The following is an 18560-nucleotide window of genomic DNA, read 5'->3' as shown; positions in this document are numbered from 1 at the left end:
AAGTCATTGGTTATCTATATATTGTTGGGGGATAAATGAGCGCGGGAAGCCCGAAATTCACCGTAAGCCGTATTGCGGCATTGTCACTGGTTTCGCTGTGGCTGGCAGGGTGTTCAAATTCCACTAATGCTCCGGCCCCGGTCAGTTCTGTTGGCGGCAACGCCAGTTCAAATTCCAGTTCCGGCAATTCCGGAATGTTGATCACGCCACCGCCAAAACTTGGCACATCATCGCAGCAGCAAATTCAGCCTGTGCAGCGCCCGAGCGCGCAGCCAACGCAGATTCAGCCGGTGGCGCAGACGCCAGTTGAAACCGTTAACGGGCGCATCGTCTATAACCGCCAGTACGGCAATATTCCCAAAGGCAGCTATACCGGCGGCAGTACTTATACGGTGAAGCGTGGCGATACACTATTTTATATCGCGTGGATTACCGGGAACGATTTCCGTGATCTGGCGCAGCGTAATAATGTCGCCGCGCCTTATAACCTTGAAGTCGGGCAAACGTTGCAGGTAGGTAATGCATCCGGTACGCCAATTACGGGTGGAAATGCCATTACTCAGGCTGATGCATCAGCACAAGGAATAGTCTCAAAACCTGCACAAAATTCCAGCGTAGTGGTTGCTTCGAAACCGACAATTACGTATTCTGAGGATTCAGGTGAACAAAGTGCTAACAAAATGTTGCCAAACAACAAGCCTGCGACAACCATCACAGCGCCTGTTACGGCACCTTCTGTAAGCTCAACCGAACCGACTGCCAGCAGTACATCTACCAGCTCGCCGATTGCTTCATGGCGCTGGCCGACTGAGGGCAAAGTTATCGACAATTTCTCTGCTACCGAAGGTGGCAATAAAGGCGTCGATATCTCCGGCAGCAAAGGACAGGCTATTGTCGCGACCGCAGATGGGCGCGTTGTATATGCCGGTAACGCGCTGCGTGGTTACGGTAATCTGATCATCATAAAACATAACGATGATTACCTGAGTGCCTACGCCCATAACGACACAATGCTGGTCCGGGAACAACAAGAAGTTAAGGCGGGGCAAAAAATAGCTACCATGGGTAGCACCGGAACCAGTTCTACACGCTTGCATTTTGAAATTCGTTACAAGGGGAAATCCGTAAACCCGCTGCGCTATTTGCCGCAGCGATAAATCGGTGCAAGGTTGTTGAAGACCCCCTATTTGAGCCGTTGCAGTGCGCGCAGATGCCGCTGCAACGGGCGCAATGAGGCGTTTTCAGGAGCGTTGCCCAGGGATCACGGGTAGGAGCCACCTTATGAATCAGAATACGCTGAAAGTTCATGATTTAAATGAAGATGCGGAATTTGATGAAAACGGAGCAGAGGTTTTTGACGAAAAAGCCTTAGTAGAAGAGGAACCCAGTGATAACGACCTGGCTGAAGAGGAGCTGTTATCGCAGGGTGCCACCCAGCGTGTATTAGATGCTACTCAGCTGTACCTTGGGGAAATTGGGTACTCCCCACTATTAACGGCCGAAGAAGAGGTCTATTTTGCACGCCGCGCACTACGCGGTGACGTTGCTTCCCGCCGTCGCATGATCGAAAGTAACCTGCGTCTGGTGGTTAAGATTGCCCGTCGTTACAGTAATCGTGGTCTGGCGCTGCTGGATCTGATTGAAGAGGGTAACCTGGGGCTGATCCGTGCCGTTGAGAAATTTGACCCTGAACGTGGGTTCCGTTTTTCAACTTATGCAACCTGGTGGATTCGTCAGACCATTGAGCGGGCGATTATGAATCAAACCCGCACCATTCGTCTGCCAATTCACATTGTTAAAGAGCTGAACGTCTATCTGCGTACCGCGCGTGAGTTGTCCCATAAGCTGGACCACGAACCGAGTGCGGAAGAGATAGCTGAACGGCTGGACAAACCGGTTGACGACGTAAGCCGTATGCTGCGTCTCAACGAGCGCATTACCTCAGTTGATACGCCATTAGGCGGCGATTCTGAAAAAGCGCTGCTGGATATCCTGGCCGATGAAAAAGACAACGGTCCGGAAGACACCACGCAAGATGATGATATGAAACAAAGCATCGTCAAATGGCTGTTCGAACTGAACGCCAAACAGCGTGAAGTGCTGGCGCGTCGTTTCGGTCTGCTGGGCTATGAAGCTGCGACACTGGAAGATGTGGGCCGTGAAATTGGCCTCACCCGTGAACGTGTTCGTCAGATTCAGGTTGAAGGTCTGCGTCGTTTGCGCGAAATCCTGCAAACGCAAGGGCTGAATATCGAAGCGCTGTTCCGCGAATAAGCATCCTTTCAAGCCAAAAAGGCCGGTCGCAGATGACGCGGCCTTTTTCTTTTCTGCGGTTATGCTTTATCCATCATCTTTCTGATAAGCGCTGAAAAAGCGGTTTGCTCTTCGGCGCTCAGACGGCCAAGAAACGCCTGATCCACGCCGTTGCCGACGGGAATACTGCTTGCCAGCAGCCTTTCCCCTTCCGGCGTCAGATAGATAAACCGCCGACGCTTATCCGCCGGATCATTTTCCCGCCGCACTAATCCCCGGCTCTCCATACGGCTCAGCATCTCCGCCAGCGTCGCCTTGGTGCTGACAGCCACCTCCGTTAACGCAACCTGCTCAATGCCCGGGTTTTCTGCAATTGAGCGCATCACCGCGTATTGCGGCTTAGTCAACTCGGGCAGGGCCTGCTGCCACTGCGAGGTATGCTGTTGAAAAAGCTGGCGCAGCAGGTGAAATGCTTCGTTCCTTAATTTCATAGGCGCTCTCCATCATGATCCTCTTCTTATCATAGCGACTTCTGCACTGCTTTATAACGATCGTCAATTTCACGTTTCGTGCCGCAACGTTTTGGGATGCCTTGTCAGGATCGTTTTGCAGGCGTAGTGTATTTTGTAATGTTCGTATACGAACAATATTGAGGTGGTGAATGAAGCTGATTATCGGAATGACCGGTGCGACGGGCGCGCCATTGGCGGTTGCACTGTTGCAGGCATTGCAGCAGATGCCGCAGGTAGAAACGCATCTGGTGATGTCGAAATGGGCAAAAACGACCATTGAACTGGAAACCCCTTTTAGCCCGCGTGAGGTTGCTGCGCTGGCGGATCATTGCCATAACCCGGCGGATCAAGCGGCGACAATCTCCTCCGGATCGTTTCATACCGACGGCATGATCATCATTCCATGCAGTATGAAAACGCTTGCGGGTATTCGTGCAGGTTATGCCGAAGGGCTGGTGGGCCGCGCCGCCGATGTGGTGCTGAAAGAGGGGCGCAAGCTGGTGCTGGTGCCGCGTGAAACGCCATTGAGCGCCATCCATCTGGAAAATATGCTCGCATTATCTCGCCTGGGTGTCGCCATGATTCCGCCAATGCCCGCTTATTACAACCACCCACAAACGATTGACGACGTCACGCTGCATATTGTCGCCCGCGTGCTGGATCAGTTCGGTCTTTCGCTGCCGCAGGCGAAGCGCTGGGGTGGTTTGCAGGCGGCACAGAATTATTCACAGGAGAATACATAATGGCTTTTGATGATTTACGCAGTTTTTTACAGGCGCTGGACAAGCAAGGACAGTTGCTGAAAATCAGTGAAGAGGTGAATGCCGAGCCGGATTTGGCCGCTGCCGCAAACGCGACCGGCCGCATTGGCGAAGGTGCCCCCGCATTGTGGTTCGATAATATCCGCGGCTTTGTTGATGCCCGCGTCACGATGAACACTATCGGTTCGTGGCAGAACCATGCGATTTCGCTGGGATTACCGCCGAACACGCCGGTTAAGCAGCAGATTGACGAATTTATCCGTCGCTGGGATAAGTTCCCGGTCGCCCCGGAACGTCGCAACAATCCGCCGTGGGCGGAGAACAGCGTCGATGGCGATGACATCAATCTGTTCGATATTTTGCCGCTGTTCCGCCTGAACGACGGCGATGGCGGTTTTTACCTTGATAAAGCCTGCGTTGTTTCTCGCGATCCGCTCGATCCCGATCATTTTGGCAAACAGAACGTCGGCATCTACCGCATGGAAGTGAAGGGCAAACGCAAGCTTGGCCTGCAACCGGTGCCGATGCACGATATCGCGCTGCATCTGCACAAAGCGGAAGAGCGCGGCGAGGATCTGCCCATCGCAATTACGCTCGGCAACGATCCGATTATTACCCTGATGGGCGCCACGCCGCTGAAATACGATCAGTCGGAATATGAGATGGCGGGCGCATTGCGCGAAAGCCCGTACCCGATTGCCACCGCGCCGCTGACCGGTTTCGATGTGCCGTGGGGATCGGAAGTGATCCTTGAAGGGGTGATCGAAGGGCGTAAGCGCGAGATCGAAGGGCCGTTCGGTGAGTTCACCGGCCACTATTCCGGCGGGCGTAACATGACAGTAGTGCGCATCGATAAAGTCTCTTATCGCACGAAACCGATTTTTGAATCCCTCTACCTTGGCATGCCGTGGACGGAAATCGATTATCTGATAGGGCCAGCAACCTGTGTGCCGCTGTATCAGCAGTTGAAAGCCGAGTTCCCGGAAGTGCAGGCGGTAAACGCCATGTATACCCACGGTCTGCTGGCGATTATCTCTACCAAAAAACGTTACGGCGGCTTTGCCCGCGCGGTGGGGTTGCGCGCCATGACCACGCCGCACGGACTCGGTTACGTGAAGATGGTGATCATGGTTGATGAAGATGTCGATCCGTTTAACTTGCCGCAGGTGATGTGGGCGCTGTCGTCGAAAGTCAACCCGGCAGGCGATCTGGTGCAGTTGCCAAATATGTCGGTCCTGGAACTCGATCCGGGTTCAAGCCCGGCCGGGATCACCGACAAACTGATTATCGACGCCACCACGCCGGTTGCGCCGGATAACCGTGGCCACTACAGCCAGCCGGTACGCGATTTGCCGGAAACCAAAGAATGGGCTGAAAAACTGACCGCCATGCTGGCGAGCCGCCAACAATAAGGAGCGAAAAATGATCTGTCCACGTTGTGCCGATGAGCACATTGAAATCATGGCGACATCGCCGGTAAAAGGGGTCTGGACGGTGTACCAGTGCCAGCACTGTTTATACACCTGGCGTGATACCGAGCCGCTGCGCCGTACCAGCCGCGAGCACTATCCACAGGCGTTTCGTATAACGCAAAAAGATATGGATGATGCGCCGCAGGTGCCGACGATTCCGCCGCTGCTGGCAGAAAATCAAAGGTAACCGCATGAAAGTCCGACCTGCACAGAATGACAGGCCGGATTCGATCACAGCGTGAAAACTTCCAGGCTGGATAAGCGCCATCCGGCAATTGCAGCATGCCTGGGGTTGTTGCCGCGTGTCCGGAGTTGTTGCCGGGTGGCGGCTTCGCCTTACCCGGCCTACGTTTCGCGAGGTCGATTACGATCTGTAGGCCGGATAAGCGTCAGCGCCATCCGGCAATCTGCGCCTTACACCAGGCTCTTCAGGCGGTAAATCCATTCCAGCGCCTGACGCGGCGTTAAGCTGTCCGGATCGAGGTTTTCCAGCGCTTCCACCGCCGGGTTGGTCTCTTCTGCCGGAGCCAGCAGCGACATCTGCGTGCCGTCTATTTGCGTGGCCGCCGCATTCGGCGACAGGCTTTCCAGCTCGCGCAATTTGCCGCGCGCGCGTTTAATCACCTCTTTCGGCACGCCCGCCAGCGCCGCGACCGCCAGGCCGTAACTCTTACTGGCCGCGCCGTCCTGCACGCTGTGCATAAAAGCGATGGTATCGCCATGCTCCAGCGCGTCGAGATGCACGTTTGCCACACCTTCCATTTTTTCCGGCAGTTGCGTCAGCTCAAAGTAGTGCGTCGCGAACAGCGTCAATGCTTTGATTTTATTCGCCAGATTCTCCGCACACGCCCATGCCAGCGACAGACCATCATAGGTCGATGTCCCGCGACCAATTTCATCCATCAGCACCAGGCTGTTTTCCGTGGCGTTATGCAGGATGTTGGCGGTTTCGGTCATCTCCACCATAAAGGTCGAACGTCCGCTGGCCAGATCGTCTGCCGCGCCGACGCGGGTAAAGATGCGGTCGATTGGGCCGATCTCGACTTTTTGCGCGGGCACATAGCTGCCGATATAGGCCAGCAGCGCAATCAACGCAGTCTGGCGCATATAGGTACTTTTACCGCCCATGTTCGGCCCGGTGATGATCAACATCCGGCGCTGCGGCGATAAATTCAGCGGGTTAGCAATAAACGGCTCTTTCAGCACCTGCTCGACCACCGGATGACGCCCTTCGGTAATGCGGATGCCCGGCTTATCAATAAAGGTTGGGCAGCTGTAATTCAGGGTATAAGCGCGCTCGGCCAGGTTCACCAGCACATCCAGTTCCGCCAGCGCAGAGGCGCTCTGTTGCAGATCGGCCAGATGCGGCATCAGCAGATCGAACAGCTCGTCATAAAGCTGTTTTTCCAGCGCCAGCGCTTTGCCTTTCGAGGTCAGAACTTTGTCTTCGTACTCTTTCAGTTCCGGAATAATGTAGCGTTCGGCATTTTTCAGCGTCTGGCGGCGCACGTAATGGATCGGCGCCAGATGGCTTTGCCCGCGGCTAATCTGGATGTAGTAACCGTGTACCGCGTTATAACCCACTTTCAGCGTATCCAGCCCGAGGCGTTCGCGTTCGCGGAGCTCCAGCTGGTCAAGATAGTCGGTCGCGCCATCCGCCAGAGCGCGCCATTCGTCCAGCTCGGCGTTATAACCCGGCGCAATCACGCCGCCATCGCGTACCAGTACCGGCGGCGCATCGATAATCGCGTGCTCCAGCAGCTCGCGCAATTCGTTGAACTCACCCATCTTTTCGCGCAGCGCCTGCACCGGCGCGCTTTTCACTTCCGCCAGTTGCGCGCGCAGTTCCGGCAGTTGCTGGAAAGCGTGACGCATACGCGCCAGGTCGCGCGGACGCGCAGTGCGCAGCGCCAGGCGTGCCAGAATACGCTCCAGATCGCCCACCTGACGCAGCACCGGTTGCAGCTCGCCGCAGTGATCCTGCAGCGCGCCGATGGTTTGCTGGCGTTCCGTCAGCACTTTTGTATCGCGAACCGGCATATGCAGCCAGCGTTTCAGCATGCGGCTGCCCATTGGCGTTACGGTGCAATCAAGTACCGAGGCCAGCGTATTTTCCACGCCGCCCGCCAGGTTCTGCGTGATCTCCAGATTACGGCGCGTCGCGGCATCCATAATGATGGTGTCCTGCTGGCGCTCCATGGTGATGGAACGAATATGCGGCAGGGCAGTGCGCTGAGTGTCTTTGACATACTGCAGCAGGCAACCGGCTGCGCACAGGCCGCGCGGCGCGTTTTCCACCCCAAAACCGACCAGATCGCGGGTGCCAAATTGCAGGTTCAGTTGCTGGCGGGCGGTATCAATTTCGAATTCCCACAGCGGACGGCGGCGCAGGCCGCGGCGGCCTTCAATCAGCGCCGTTTCGGCAAAGTCTTCGGCATAGAGTAACTCGGCGGGATTGGTGCGCTGCAACTCGGCGGCCATGGTGTCGCGATCGGCCGGTTCGCTGACGCGAAAACGCCCGGAGCTGATATCCAGCGTGGCGTAGCCAAACCCTTTGCTGTCCTGCCAGATGGCGGCCAGCAGATTGTCCTGACGCTCCTGCAACAGCGCTTCATCGCTGATGGTGCCAGGCGTAACGATGCGCACCACTTTGCGCTCAACCGGACCTTTGCTGGTTGCCGGATCGCCGATTTGCTCGCAAATCGCCACGGATTCGCCAAGACTCACCAGCTTCGCCAGATAGTTTTCCACCGCATGATGCGGAACACCGGCCATCGGGATCGGCTCGCCTGCCGATGCGCCGCGTTTGGTCAGCGAGATATCCATAAGCTGCGAAGCGCGTTTCGCATCGTCATAAAACAGTTCGTAAAAGTCGCCCATCCGGTAGAACAGCAGAATGTCCGGATGCTGTGCTTTCAGCTTCAGGTACTGCTGCATCATTGGCGTGTGGGAGTCGAAATTCTCTAGTGTACTCATCAGTTTATGATGTCCATTTTCTTGAATTTTAATGAGTTAGTAATATTTTTTGTTCTCGTTGAGTTTCACTTTGTCTCATTGGATCTCATGAAATCCTACATTTAAATGTAGGTTAAAATGTAGCTTGTCAACCTATAGCCTGGTAAAATATGGCTACTTACAGCACAACCTACATTTCGTTTCATAAATGCGTAGAGAGCATAATAACGGAGTCTTTATGGCAGGAAAACAAGAGGCAAAGCCACTGTCGTTTAAAGCGATAGAAATGATGAAGCCAGGTGACAAAGATAAAGCTGATATTGGCGAAAACCGTGGTTTACGTGTCTCCAGTGGTGCAACCGGAGTTAAGTCTTTTTTTTACCGCTACACGAGCCCTGTGACTGGCAAACTTGCTCAGGTCAAAATTGGCAACTTTCCGCAGACTTCTCTCGCTGCTGCCCGTCTCAAACTCAGTGAATTAAAGCTCCTCCGTCAGGAAGGTCGGTGTCCAGCATCAGAACTCAAGCAGGAAAAGCAGCTTCGTGCAATCGAGGCTCAACAGGCCAAGGTATCTGAATTGACAGTGCAGGGATTAGTTGAACTCTACCTGATTGAGCGCATTGAGGACCGCAAAACTAAGGATGGCAAAATCATTCTGGGGGCGCGGAAGAAGAAAGGGCAGGATGAAGTTCGTAGAACATTGTATGCCGATGCGGTAGATAAACTGGGTGATCGTAATGCCGCTGAAATCACACGCAATGACGTGATTACGCTTATCAATGGCATTGTTGCCAGAGGAGCAAAAGTGCAAGCCGGTAACGTTCTGCGGGAGCTCACGTTAGCCTACGAGTTCGCTATTGGTTTGGGGCGTTTTGATGCCAGTTTTGCCAATCCTGCGCTACTAGCAAAATCCAGCCTCCGTCAGACTCGAATCAAGCTAACCAATAATCGCGGGACGCGCGTTCTAAGTGAAGCTGAGCTGAAAAAGTTTCTTCAGTGGCTGCCGGGATCCGCTTTTTCACCGACAATCAAAAACGTGCTTCGTCTGACCTTGTGGACAGGTTGCCGCACCGGTGAGGTCTGTAACATGGCGTGGAAGGATGTTGATCTTGATAAGGGCACGATACACCTGCGTGAGACTAAAACGGGTGTTGAGCGTTACGTCCAGTTATCCACTCAGGCCGTAGACTTTCTTAAAGTGCTCCGCCTCAACTCGGATACCTACCTATTTCCGTCTACACGAACAAGACGACCAATCCAGCAAAAGTATCTGACAGAGAATGCCTGGCGCTTACGTGAATCCGGCCAGATGTTAGATATACCGAGCTGGACGCCACATGATTTACGGCGGACAGTGCGTACTGGACTGTCACGGCTGCAATGTCCTAACGAAGTGGCAGAGGCGATTCTGGGGCATACAAAAGGTGGTGTGGAAGGAATTTATAACCTTTATAAGTATGATGATGAGTGTAAGAAGTGGTTGCAAGTTTGGGCAGATTATATAGATAGTTTTTAAATGGTTTGAATCGCTGCGGGCTTAACAGACACCTCACATGCCATCTTTGGACTGACCACGTGTGAACCTCCGTCTCTGTATTCTTGATCTATCGGTCGGAAACCTGAACAAAACCTTCCTTCAGCCCCTGAACATCAATCCCCTGCGTCACAGCCGGCCCGGGAACAACATTAACCCTGGTGACAGGCTTATCCAGTACAGGGCGGTAGTTAACCCAGACGGTGCCATTTTCACGCGAATGCAGGGATTGGGGGGCACCGCAATTCCGTGCTCATTTTTGTAAAGTATAACCGCAACACGGGCGCTCATCCCCAGCCGTATCATTTGCGTGTTTTGATACTGGCGGAAGTTAACAGAAACCACCACATCATAACGGGAGGAGGAATCCGGTGAACTGACAGTATTACTCTGTACTGCCACTGTGCTTATTTTCCCGGACAAAATTTGTCCGCTGAAACCTTCCCCGGTGATCAATACCGGCATGCCTTCACGCAACAGGTAAAGATCGGATTCATCCACCTGGGTCAGTACCTGGAGACGCTCTGAATCAATAACAGTCAACAGAGGAGAACCCTGACTTACCTGTGTTCCGGTCACCGTCCACGACATCCAGAGGGTCCGCTTTAAGTATGGATCTGAAACGGTGACAAGGCGTCAGTTCTCTTACGGTTCAGCCCGGCAAAAGAGGCCGGACGACCTGAGCGACGCTAGCCCCTATGACTGGGATGACACGCCATTCTGATCCGTTCGGTTTCCGATACTCTTGCGTCGCCTTCAGACGCTCTGGGCAATCATGACAGAAACGATACCAGCGACCTCGGTCAGCACCTGGCGTAATTTTTTCGGGTCCGGTTTGGGGCTGAAAGGCTTTTCGTCCAGATAGAAAAGGTTTTTCTCTACTCGTACCGTGCGGTCGGGATTGCCCACCGGCACTTTCCAGTCGGGTAACCTCAGGATATAGATATTGATAAACTCTTTCCTGTCGTTGTCATTACTGGCCTGGAGCCGGATATACCGTCGGGCCGTATGCGTTGTGCGAAACTCCTCTGCTTTACCCGCGACGTATACGGTCAGTCCCTTTTCCTCCAGGAGCTTTGGCAGAAAGGTGGCATACAGATGGTTCATTGCACAAAGATCGGGGGTGATGAGCACATCCACGTGCGTCTTTGCCGTACAGTCGATATTTTCAGGCAACATGTCGTCCTCGTCATACATAAACCGCAGCAGCGTTTCCATGTCGGCCGTGGATTCAAAGCGGCTCGGGGGTGGTGGCCCGGCCACGGGAGTCTCCCGTACCGTTTTCAGCAGTCCCCAGCTGATGAGCGTGTTCAGGGCCTGGAGAGACTGACCGTCGTCGCGGGTGGTCAGCGCCAGTTCGGCCTCCTCCTGCGAGACATAGCCGCAAAGATGCTTCGTTGTACGCAATACAAACTCGCGGGCATACCTGATCTGATAGTGTGTCAGGGCACTGACCATCCGGATGAAGTGCAGTCGTGTATCATGATCGAGCTCACTTTCCGCCAGACTGACGGTGAGGCGAACGTAAAACCGGGTTTTGGTGGCATCATCGTCCTGCAGCATTTTACGCATAATGGCCAGCATGTTGTTCCGCATTCGCGTCAGGTCATCGTCCATTTCTCCCCGGGTAGCTTTAAGGATCCCCTGGATGTACTGTTCAATCCTCTCTTGGCACGCCTCCTGTTCTACGTCAGCCAGAAGCCGGATGAGCTTAACGCCGGATTCGAAAATCGTCCCCACCACCGGGGCCTGTTTTAACGCTTCCACCCCCATTTCCCGGCAGAGGGCGCGCAGGGCGCGGCTGTTGCCTGTCGCTTTGCCCTCAGTCGCAATCCGTTTCCAGATCCCTGTTTTATGACGCATACCTCATTCCCCACAGAAAAAAATACAAGAGAGGCGATCATTATTGAGCCGTCGCTCGGCAAAGCGCCTCAGCTCACAGCCACGCTTTCCAGACGGTACCAAGTCTGCCGCTGCCCCCTATACAGAGTTGACACACAACGGTAAGCGACTTGCCTACCTGACAGGCAACCTGTCGTTTGTGTGATAAACCCTGCCATTACTGGCTGCATTTAAATCCAGGTTTCTGCTGCCAAATCCCTGGTTAAAAATAGCCGTAGCGTAGGAAATTTCCCTTGTCCAAACTACCCCCTAAAAATGGACATTGAATCATGTAACAAATTGCAAATAATTGGGCTGTGAAGGATAGTAACAGCATTGATTAAACCTCTTCGGGATCAATCTGATGGAAAATAAAGATACAGTCATTGAACATGTTACCGCTTTCATGGCTCTTTGCTCAGCAATTACTACCAACGGTGCCAGTAAGCCGGATAGTTACCAATTTGAATACCAGGAATTGCGCAGCCAGCTGATGAATACTGACGGTCTCCAGCTCCCGCTTTGGATCACCGCCTCCAACACACCGGCCAGTGTGCTGGCGCACGTGAAAATGGAACGAGGAAGCGGGACTGGAACATGGAAACTTCGGCGGGACTTTTTTCAGCAGGAAAAAATGAAAATTCTCTCCTGCTTATCCTCCCCCCCTGCACACGAAGAAAAATCTGTGCGGACGTCGGAACTTTCACCCTGGTTTATCCAGCCATCAGGGGCATTTTCTCCTCAGGCAGAACGACAGACAGAGGGCTCTTCTGTTGTCAGATCTCCGGACAATAATCAGACGCCGGATCCGTCGCATTACCAGCCAGTACTTCCGTCCCCTGAGAGAAAGAAAAAAGTTTTCATCGTGCATGGCCATGATGACGAACTTAAATTAAAAGTTGCCAGACTGGTTGATCAACAAGGGTTTGAATCCATCATCTTCCATGAGCAACGTATCGGGGGAACCCGCACGATCATCGATAAACTGGTGACGCTAACGAAAGATGTGGATTTTGCGGTGGTGCTGTATACAGCCTGTGATACTGGAAAATCCCGGTCCGAAAATGTAGACCAGCCACGTGCCCGACAGAACGTAGTTTTTGAACATGGTTTTCTGCTGGCCACACTCGGTCAGGAAAAAGTCATGGCACTGAAGGATCCGGAGGTAGCAGCACCCAGTGACCTGGATGGTGTTCTTTACATCAGCATTGATGACGACTGGAAATATGCGTTAGCCGAAGAGTTAAAGGCACTGAGCTGATGGTGAGTACTCTGAATGTACACGTCAGCACATACCAAACGTGCTTCAAAAATCGACTAATTCGTAGTGCCGGAAATTTCGGTGGTTCCGGTACAGAACCCCGATATTATTATTTCAAGTATTTAAAGGACACCATAAGGAGAGGGATATGCCGCAGTTAAAACAACCAGGTTTTCTGAAAAAGATAGAGAACGCTATCAGCGCGATCCCTGGCCTTGAAGACCAACTTTTTTCATGCCGAAAGAAAAGGCGTAGTGATAACCCATTAGTATTCATCGACAGGAAGGATGAAGAAAGAATACTAATGAATCTCCTTCAGCGTCAGTATAAAGATGAAAAACAGGCCGCAAAAATAGAATGTCTTTTTCAGAAAAACAAATTATCACCATACAGTATTCTGAGTTTTATATACTGGCGCTATACAAAGAAAATTTACCGACTGAGCGATGATATTATCAGCGATGTGGCCAGTACCTATGTTGATAACATCCCGGCTCAGGTTCTCAAGGAGCTCCCCGCATGGAGTATTTATGTTTCTGCCGAAGATCTGCATACTGAACTACCCACTTCCTATCCAATAAATGGCTTCTTCTTTTATCCGCTTTATAATAATGACGGGAATATTATCCGCCTTTTCATTATTGATGATCTGAAACAAGGCCAGGGAATTTCTGGCCTGAAAGAAAAAGACGTTGATGTCGTCGGCAATATCATCCGAATAAAGGACTCTCGTGAAGGGCTTATCGATTCACGGACGATGGAATGCATCGACGGTGAAGTTGTTGTGACTGTTAACGAAGAAATCAAGGATTTCAGGGAGAGAGAATTTAATCTTCTTAACGCGCAGCTATCAATGGTGCTTTATATCTGTTCACAGATAAATGACATCAGGGAAATCAGTCCACTCAAACGTCCGCAGAAGAATAAAAGGCTGGTTCAGCTGGATCATGAATCGCCGGCAACAGTCATCAGGGAATGGGATGTGGGTATCCGTATGGGGCAGGCCATACGACAATTTCGCCAGTCAGAAACGGCTGGAGAAACCCGACCAGCAACAACGAGCAGCAAACGTCCTCATATACGCCGGGGACACTGGCACACATACTGGACGGGAAGCAGAAAGCCGGAACTGGCCCATGAGCGTAAACCAAAATTAAAGTGGTTGCCCCCGGTACCAGTGAACTCAGAGGATGTGGATGGCTTACCTGTTGTGATCACACCTCTTGAGAAGTGAGCTGATGGCTGGCAGGCAGAGTCAGCACAGGATGCCTCCCTGCCCCACAAATCTTGATGGTTTGCAGGGAGTGAAATATGAGATGCAGAAGCCCTACAGACGACACTTTATTAACCGTCATCTCAACTTATAAAAAATACAGGCCTCATTCTGTACCATAATCGGCACAAATTCTTTTCCACCATTAGTCTGATGCAGTAGTTGGCCAAGAAGCCCTGGGGTGGTGATATTTGGAACCTGGTAGTTTAGATTTGTGTAAACGGAAAGTTCTGCAATAGAACAGACCCGGCGTGCATTTGCATACATTCCCCATGCATTCAACGCACGATTAGTTACCGGGCTGATTGAGGTAATAATCTTCTCTATTAAGTTGATTTTCTCACGAATAGATTCAATTGCGGTCTGTTTGTCGACGGTTTTAATTTTGATCCATATACAGTCATGGTGAAAAAGCCTATTGCGGTAATCACGAATTTCCTTGAGCAAATTCAGCAGCGTTCGGCGAGCTTCTATGGGCTTATGGTCAATTTCACTTAGTCTTCTCAAGGCTTTTGGAAGTGAATTTGGCCAGAGATAATTGTTTTTTTCCGAGTTATTATCTGTATGTAAGGCTTCCAGAAAAACATTTTCCCATGTCGAAAATGTTGTTGCAGCAATAATATCATCATGGGAAAAGACTGGAGGCGTTGTTGTTACTAGCGTTGGGTTACTTAAACCAAGGCGTACTGACCTGCCCCCAGTATTAAACACAATAATCAGTTAGTAAGGTCGGTTGCCCGCGAGATCGACTCACTCAGGGCGCTGGTCTCTAAACTGCAAAGAATGTTGTTCGGCCGCAGCAGCGAGAAACACCGCGAGAAGATAGAAAAGAAGATCTCGCAGGCAGAAAAGCGCATAAAGTGCATGCAGACGATACGCCGGTGAACGTACTGAAGCACGGTCAGGGTAAAACCCGAACCGGCGGCTGTGGGTCTATGTTCGTGACGATCGCAACGCCGGCTCAACTATGCCGGCAGCAGTATGGTTCTCATACTCACCCGACCGCAAAGGTATCCACCCGCAGCGACATCTGGCGGACTACAGCGGTATCCTGCAGGCCGATGCGTACGCGGGTTATAACGCCCTCTATGAAAGTGGGCGGGTAACCGAAGCGGCCTGTATGGCGCATGCCCGGCGCAAGATCCACGATGTACATGTCCGCCATCCAACGACAGTAACAACAGAAGCGCTCAGTCGTATCGGGGCGCTATACGCCATCGAATCGGAGATCCGCGGCAGTCCGGCAGAAGAGCGACTGACTGCCAGAAAAGCCAGAAGCGTTCCGCTGATGCAGTCGCTGTACGACTGGATACAACAGCAGATGTGCACGCTGTCGCGTCACTCAGATACGGCGAAAGCGTTCGCATACCTGCTGAAACAACGGGATGCCCTGAACGAATACTGTCGCAATGGCTGGGTGGAGATCGACAATAACCTGTGCGAAAACGCTCTCCGGGTGGTGGCGCCGGGACGCCGTAACTACATGTTCTTCGGCTCTGATGGTGGTGGCGACAGCGCAGCGGTGATGTACAGCCTGCTCGGCAGCTGTAAACTCAACGACATCGAGCCGGAAGCCTGGTTGCGTCACGTGATCAGCGTCATCAATACCAGGCCTGCCAACCGCGTGAAAGAGCTGTTGCCCTGGAACGTCACTCTCTCTGTAAACTAATGTTTACTCCACGTCCTTCACGGAGCGCTTACGTATGAACGGCAGCCCGGAGATCTGAAAAGAAAATTCAGCTTACATATCCATAGCCCTCATCGCCTCCAGTATATCCATGGCACTGATATACGATGTCTGTTCCTGCCAGTGATAAGGGGTACCACTAATCCGGACCAGCCCTAAGCGATCCACCATAAAATTTACAGCATCTGTAAGCGGTATGCCGGCTTCGATATATTCCCTGATCACTTCGCGATCAGTGAAGGGCGTATCGGCGAGCTTCAGCCCAAAGTGCTGTTCAAGCAGACAGGATAATAACCGTTGCCAGGCATCTGTCTCATCGACAGATGCGGGTCCGGATGGTACCGGGTTTACAGGATCATTTTTCATAGTGTCATCTTTTTATTATTAACGCCCCGAAATATCAGGGGGCATGAGGCTTTACCCAGGAAAAAGTTCCTGGCTTCCTTTAGCCCGCAGATAATCGTTGTTCCGGGGGCTTTCATCGCGGTTGTCAGGCAAACCTTCCCGTGCATCTTTAACCGGAGTTCCCTTCATCCTTTATCATCCGGTCCCTGTTCTTCAGCCCTTTCAGTCCGCGGTTTACAAGGCGTAAAAGCAGCGAAAGTTCAGGCGTTGTACACGCCCGAAAATATTGAATGTGCAGCCCCACATCGTCCGGATACAGGGGATCCTTTCAGGAACAGACATCGCTGTAAAATCGTTAATGCAGATCAATCACTGGCTATTGATCGTTATTATCAATCAATAAAAACGATCAATAAAATACGATTAATTTGTTTTACCTATTAAAATACGATAACCGATCGTTTTTACAGATCGTGATGGAATGAAGGGCAGGGAACTGGCTGTGAGGTCTGTTGCTGTGTGGTGAAAATACCGCTGTCTGAATGCGTATATATACGTCGTGGATTTTTCTGCACGCGTGAGCTTTGCACGTGGCTTCTGTTGGCAGGCTGTTTTGCCCGGTGCCGGGCAACGGGTTGTCTCGCTACGCCCCCTTCCTGCTTATGGCTGCCGGTAAGACACAATTTCAACAGCAGAAAATGGTAACGCTTCCCGGTGCGTTTTCACGCTGTTAATTATTATTCTGGCAGGAAAATAGCACATCTCGCCAAGACTGATTTTCAAAAAATGAGATAAGCGAAATATAAAATCATCCCCTAAAGTGAAACTTTTGAATGTAATAACTATTTTTAAATTGTTTTAATTGTTGTTATTTTCTGTACTGCGTAACATTATCAATAATACAAATTAAAAATAAATTTCATCAGTCATCATTAATTTATGACAGGGATTATTTCATCGTTGAATTATATTCGTAATTCGGCCTTTTTATTATTGCTGGCGTTTACGGCACAGGCGGCGCCATTATCTCCGGCGGATCGTGACGCCGTTCGCCAGCAACAGGAACAGCTGCTGCGCCAGAGCCAGCAGCAGCGCGACGAGCTGGACCGCAGCACCCCGCTGCCGCGCGCAGGCCAGAGCACGCCTGCCTCTCCGCCGGCCGGCCCCTGTTTCACCATTCATACCATCACCCTTTCCGGTACCACACTTATCAGCGCTGGTGCACAGCAGACATTAACTGCGCCGTGGCTGAACCGCTGTCTGGATATGGCGAAAATAACGCAACTCACCGCCGCCATTTCTGACTGGTATATCAGCCGGGGATATATTACCAGCCGCGCGTTTCTTACCGAACAGGATTTATCACACGGTGAATTGCGTATTGTTGTGCTGGAAGGAAAATTACGCCATATCCACCTGGAGGGCGGTTCCCCGCGCATGCTGAAAATGGTTTTCCCCGGTCTGGAAGGGAAAATCCTTAATCTGCGGGATATCGAACAGGGGATGGAGCAAATAAATCGTCTGCGGCGCGAACCGGTGCAGATCGATATCGTCCCCGACAGTGAACCGGGTTATTCCAGCGTGAATTTAACCGCCACGCCGGAATTTCCGTTAAGTGCTTCGGTTTCGCTGGATAACAGCGGGCAGAAAAGTACCGGTGACGATCAATTAAATGGTTCGCTGACCGCCAGTAATTTGCTGGGGCTGGCGGAACAGTGGCGGGTAAGCGGCGGGCGCAGCAGCGATTTTGCCACCGGCTATGACGCGCAAAATTTTCAGGCCGGGTTCAGCATACCGTACGGTTACGGCCTGCTCGATTACAGCTATGCATGGAGCAACTACCGTACCACCCTCATCAATCAGGGCTTTCCGTGGATCTCCACCGGCGACACCCGAACGCACCGCCTGAACGGTTCGTGGGTGGTGTTCCGCAACGGCAATATCAAAACCGCATTTACCGCCGGAATCACACAGCGTTCCTCGCGCAACTGGCTCAACGACGCGCCGCTGGTCAGCAGCACGCGCAATCTCTCCAGCCTGCAACTGGGCATCAGCCATACGCAGAAAATAGTGGGCGGCGTGGCGACCTTCAACCCGACATTCAGCCACGGTATGCCGTGGTTTAACGCGGAAACCGACGAAGGCAAAAGTGGCGATGAACCCCGCGCGCAGTTCCGCAAAGGGAGCCTGAGCGCCAGCTTCCAGCGCCCGTTCAGCGCCGACATCGTCTGGCTCACCAGCCTGTATGCGCAGTGGTCGCCGGACAGGCTCTACGGCAGCGAACGCCTGACGCTCGGCGGCGAAAGCTCCGTGCGCGGTTTTAAAGAGCAATACCTCTCCGGCGACAACGGCGGTTACTGGCGCAACGAACTCAACTACGTGCTGTTCACTGTGCCACTGTTCGGACAGATCAGCGCCACGGCGGCGGTGGATGGCGGCTGGCTGGAAAAAGACCGGCTCGATCGCTACGCCTCCGGCACGCTGTGGGGTGCGTCAGCTGGGCTTGGCAGCGCCGGACGCTGGTTCGCCAGCCAGATCTCCGTTGGCACGCCGCTGCATTACCCCGACTGGCTCGCCCCCGATCACGTCAGTGTTAACTGGCGCGTTGCTGTCACGTTTTAAGGAT

The 18560-nt window shown here is 52.5% G+C and carries 16 protein-coding genes and 1 pseudogene; 11 read left to right on the top strand and 6 right to left on the bottom strand.

What is annotated here, in order from left to right; all coding sequences use genetic code 11:
* Positions 1-95 precede the first annotated feature (95 nt).
* The gene (gene nlpD / locus C0557_RS20430; RefSeq protein WP_253073840.1) at positions 96-1157 is read left to right on the top strand and encodes a murein hydrolase activator NlpD; all 1062 of its coding nucleotides are present in this window, start codon (positions 96-98) and stop codon (positions 1155-1157) included.
* Between the two features lie 124 nt (positions 1158-1281).
* The gene (gene rpoS / locus C0557_RS20425) at positions 1282-2274 is read left to right on the top strand and encodes an RNA polymerase sigma factor RpoS (RefSeq protein WP_007370393.1); all 993 of its coding nucleotides are present in this window, start codon (positions 1282-1284) and stop codon (positions 2272-2274) included.
* Positions 2275-2333: 59 nt separating this feature from the next.
* Here the strand turns inward: rpoS and C0557_RS20420 are convergent, their stop codons facing one another.
* Positions 2334-2744: a MarR family winged helix-turn-helix transcriptional regulator gene (locus tag C0557_RS20420; protein ID WP_007370394.1), complete on the bottom strand. Its 411-nt coding sequence runs from the start codon at positions 2742-2744 to the stop codon at positions 2334-2336.
* Between the two features lie 170 nt (positions 2745-2914).
* Here C0557_RS20420 and C0557_RS20415 point away from each other — a divergent pair, with 170 nt between their 5' ends.
* From C0557_RS20415 to C0557_RS20405, 3 genes are read left to right on the top strand one after another with little or no spacing between them, the layout of a single operon-like run.
* The gene (locus tag C0557_RS20415; protein ID WP_208660598.1) at positions 2915-3508 is read left to right on the top strand and encodes a non-oxidative hydroxyarylic acid decarboxylases subunit B; all 594 of its coding nucleotides are present in this window, start codon (positions 2915-2917) and stop codon (positions 3506-3508) included.
* On the top strand, positions 3508-4938 hold the full coding sequence (locus C0557_RS20410; protein ID WP_208660595.1) for a non-oxidative hydroxyarylic acid decarboxylases subunit C: 1431 nt from the start codon (positions 3508-3510) through the stop codon (positions 4936-4938). Before C0557_RS20415 ends, C0557_RS20410 begins: the two co-directional genes overlap by 1 nt.
* A gap of 10 nt (positions 4939-4948) precedes the next feature.
* Positions 4949-5185: a non-oxidative hydroxyarylic acid decarboxylases subunit D gene (locus C0557_RS20405; RefSeq protein WP_208660593.1), complete on the top strand. Its 237-nt coding sequence runs from the start codon at positions 4949-4951 to the stop codon at positions 5183-5185.
* A gap of 227 nt (positions 5186-5412) precedes the next feature.
* On the opposite strand, the gene mutS is transcribed toward C0557_RS20405, so the two are convergent.
* Positions 5413-7974, bottom strand: coding sequence for a DNA mismatch repair protein MutS (gene mutS / locus C0557_RS20400; protein WP_208660591.1), 2562 nt, complete (start codon positions 7972-7974; stop codon positions 5413-5415).
* Positions 7975-8191: 217 nt separating this feature from the next.
* Between mutS and C0557_RS20395 the strand changes: the two genes are divergently transcribed.
* Complete coding sequence (locus tag C0557_RS20395) at positions 8192-9469, top strand: site-specific integrase (protein ID WP_208660587.1); 1278 nt, start codon at positions 8192-8194, stop codon at positions 9467-9469.
* Positions 9470-9616: 147 nt separating this feature from the next.
* On the opposite strand, the gene C0557_RS20390 is transcribed toward C0557_RS20395, so the two are convergent.
* Both C0557_RS20390 and C0557_RS20385 read right to left on the bottom strand, forming a co-directional pair.
* On the bottom strand, positions 9617-10078 hold the full coding sequence (locus C0557_RS20390) for an HlyD family efflux transporter periplasmic adaptor subunit (protein WP_208660585.1): 462 nt from the start codon (positions 10076-10078) through the stop codon (positions 9617-9619).
* A 165-nt stretch (positions 10079-10243) separates the two neighbouring features.
* Entirely contained in the window at positions 10244-11350 is a 1107-nt protein-coding gene (locus tag C0557_RS20385) for a hypothetical protein (RefSeq protein WP_208660583.1), read from the bottom strand.
* A gap of 382 nt (positions 11351-11732) precedes the next feature.
* On the opposite strand from C0557_RS20385, the gene C0557_RS20380 reads away from it, so the two are divergent.
* Together C0557_RS20380 and C0557_RS20375 are read left to right on the top strand one after the other, a co-directional pair.
* Entirely contained in the window at positions 11733-12629 is an 897-nt protein-coding gene (locus C0557_RS20380) for a TIR domain-containing protein (protein WP_208660581.1), read from the top strand.
* A 148-nt stretch (positions 12630-12777) separates the two neighbouring features.
* Entirely contained in the window at positions 12778-13863 is a 1086-nt protein-coding gene (locus C0557_RS20375; RefSeq protein ID WP_208660579.1) for a protein finQ, read from the top strand.
* A gap of 117 nt (positions 13864-13980) precedes the next feature.
* Here the strand turns inward: C0557_RS20375 and C0557_RS20370 are convergent, their stop codons facing one another.
* On the bottom strand, positions 13981-14613 hold the full coding sequence (locus C0557_RS20370) for a hypothetical protein (protein WP_253073753.1): 633 nt from the start codon (positions 14611-14613) through the stop codon (positions 13981-13983).
* Here C0557_RS20370 and C0557_RS27700 point away from each other — a divergent pair.
* Entirely contained in the window at positions 14605-14787 is a 183-nt protein-coding gene (locus C0557_RS27700; RefSeq protein ID WP_371813271.1) for a hypothetical protein, read from the top strand. The two genes, C0557_RS20370 and C0557_RS27700, sit on opposite strands and share 9 nt — an antisense overlap.
* A pseudogene (locus C0557_RS20360) lies at positions 14760-15571 on the top strand (IS66 family transposase); the annotation flags it as partial. The gene C0557_RS27700 and the pseudogene C0557_RS20360, both read left to right, overlap by 28 nt.
* 72 nt (positions 15572-15643) lie before the next feature.
* On the opposite strand, the gene C0557_RS20355 reads toward C0557_RS20360, so the two are convergent.
* Entirely contained in the window at positions 15644-15955 is a 312-nt protein-coding gene (locus tag C0557_RS20355) for a TA system toxin CbtA family protein (RefSeq protein WP_208660574.1), read from the bottom strand.
* Between the two features lie 918 nt (positions 15956-16873).
* Here C0557_RS20355 and C0557_RS20350 point away from each other — a divergent pair.
* Positions 16874-18556, top strand: coding sequence for a ShlB/FhaC/HecB family hemolysin secretion/activation protein (locus C0557_RS20350; RefSeq protein WP_208660572.1), 1683 nt, complete (start codon positions 16874-16876; stop codon positions 18554-18556).
* Positions 18557-18560 lie beyond the last annotated feature (4 nt).

The sequence above is a fragment of the Kosakonia sp. MUSA4 genome, assembly GCF_013085925.1.
Taxonomy (GTDB): Bacteria; Pseudomonadota; Gammaproteobacteria; order Enterobacterales; family Enterobacteriaceae; genus Kosakonia; species Kosakonia sacchari_B.
This window is presented reverse-complemented; position numbering and strand designations above follow the sequence as displayed.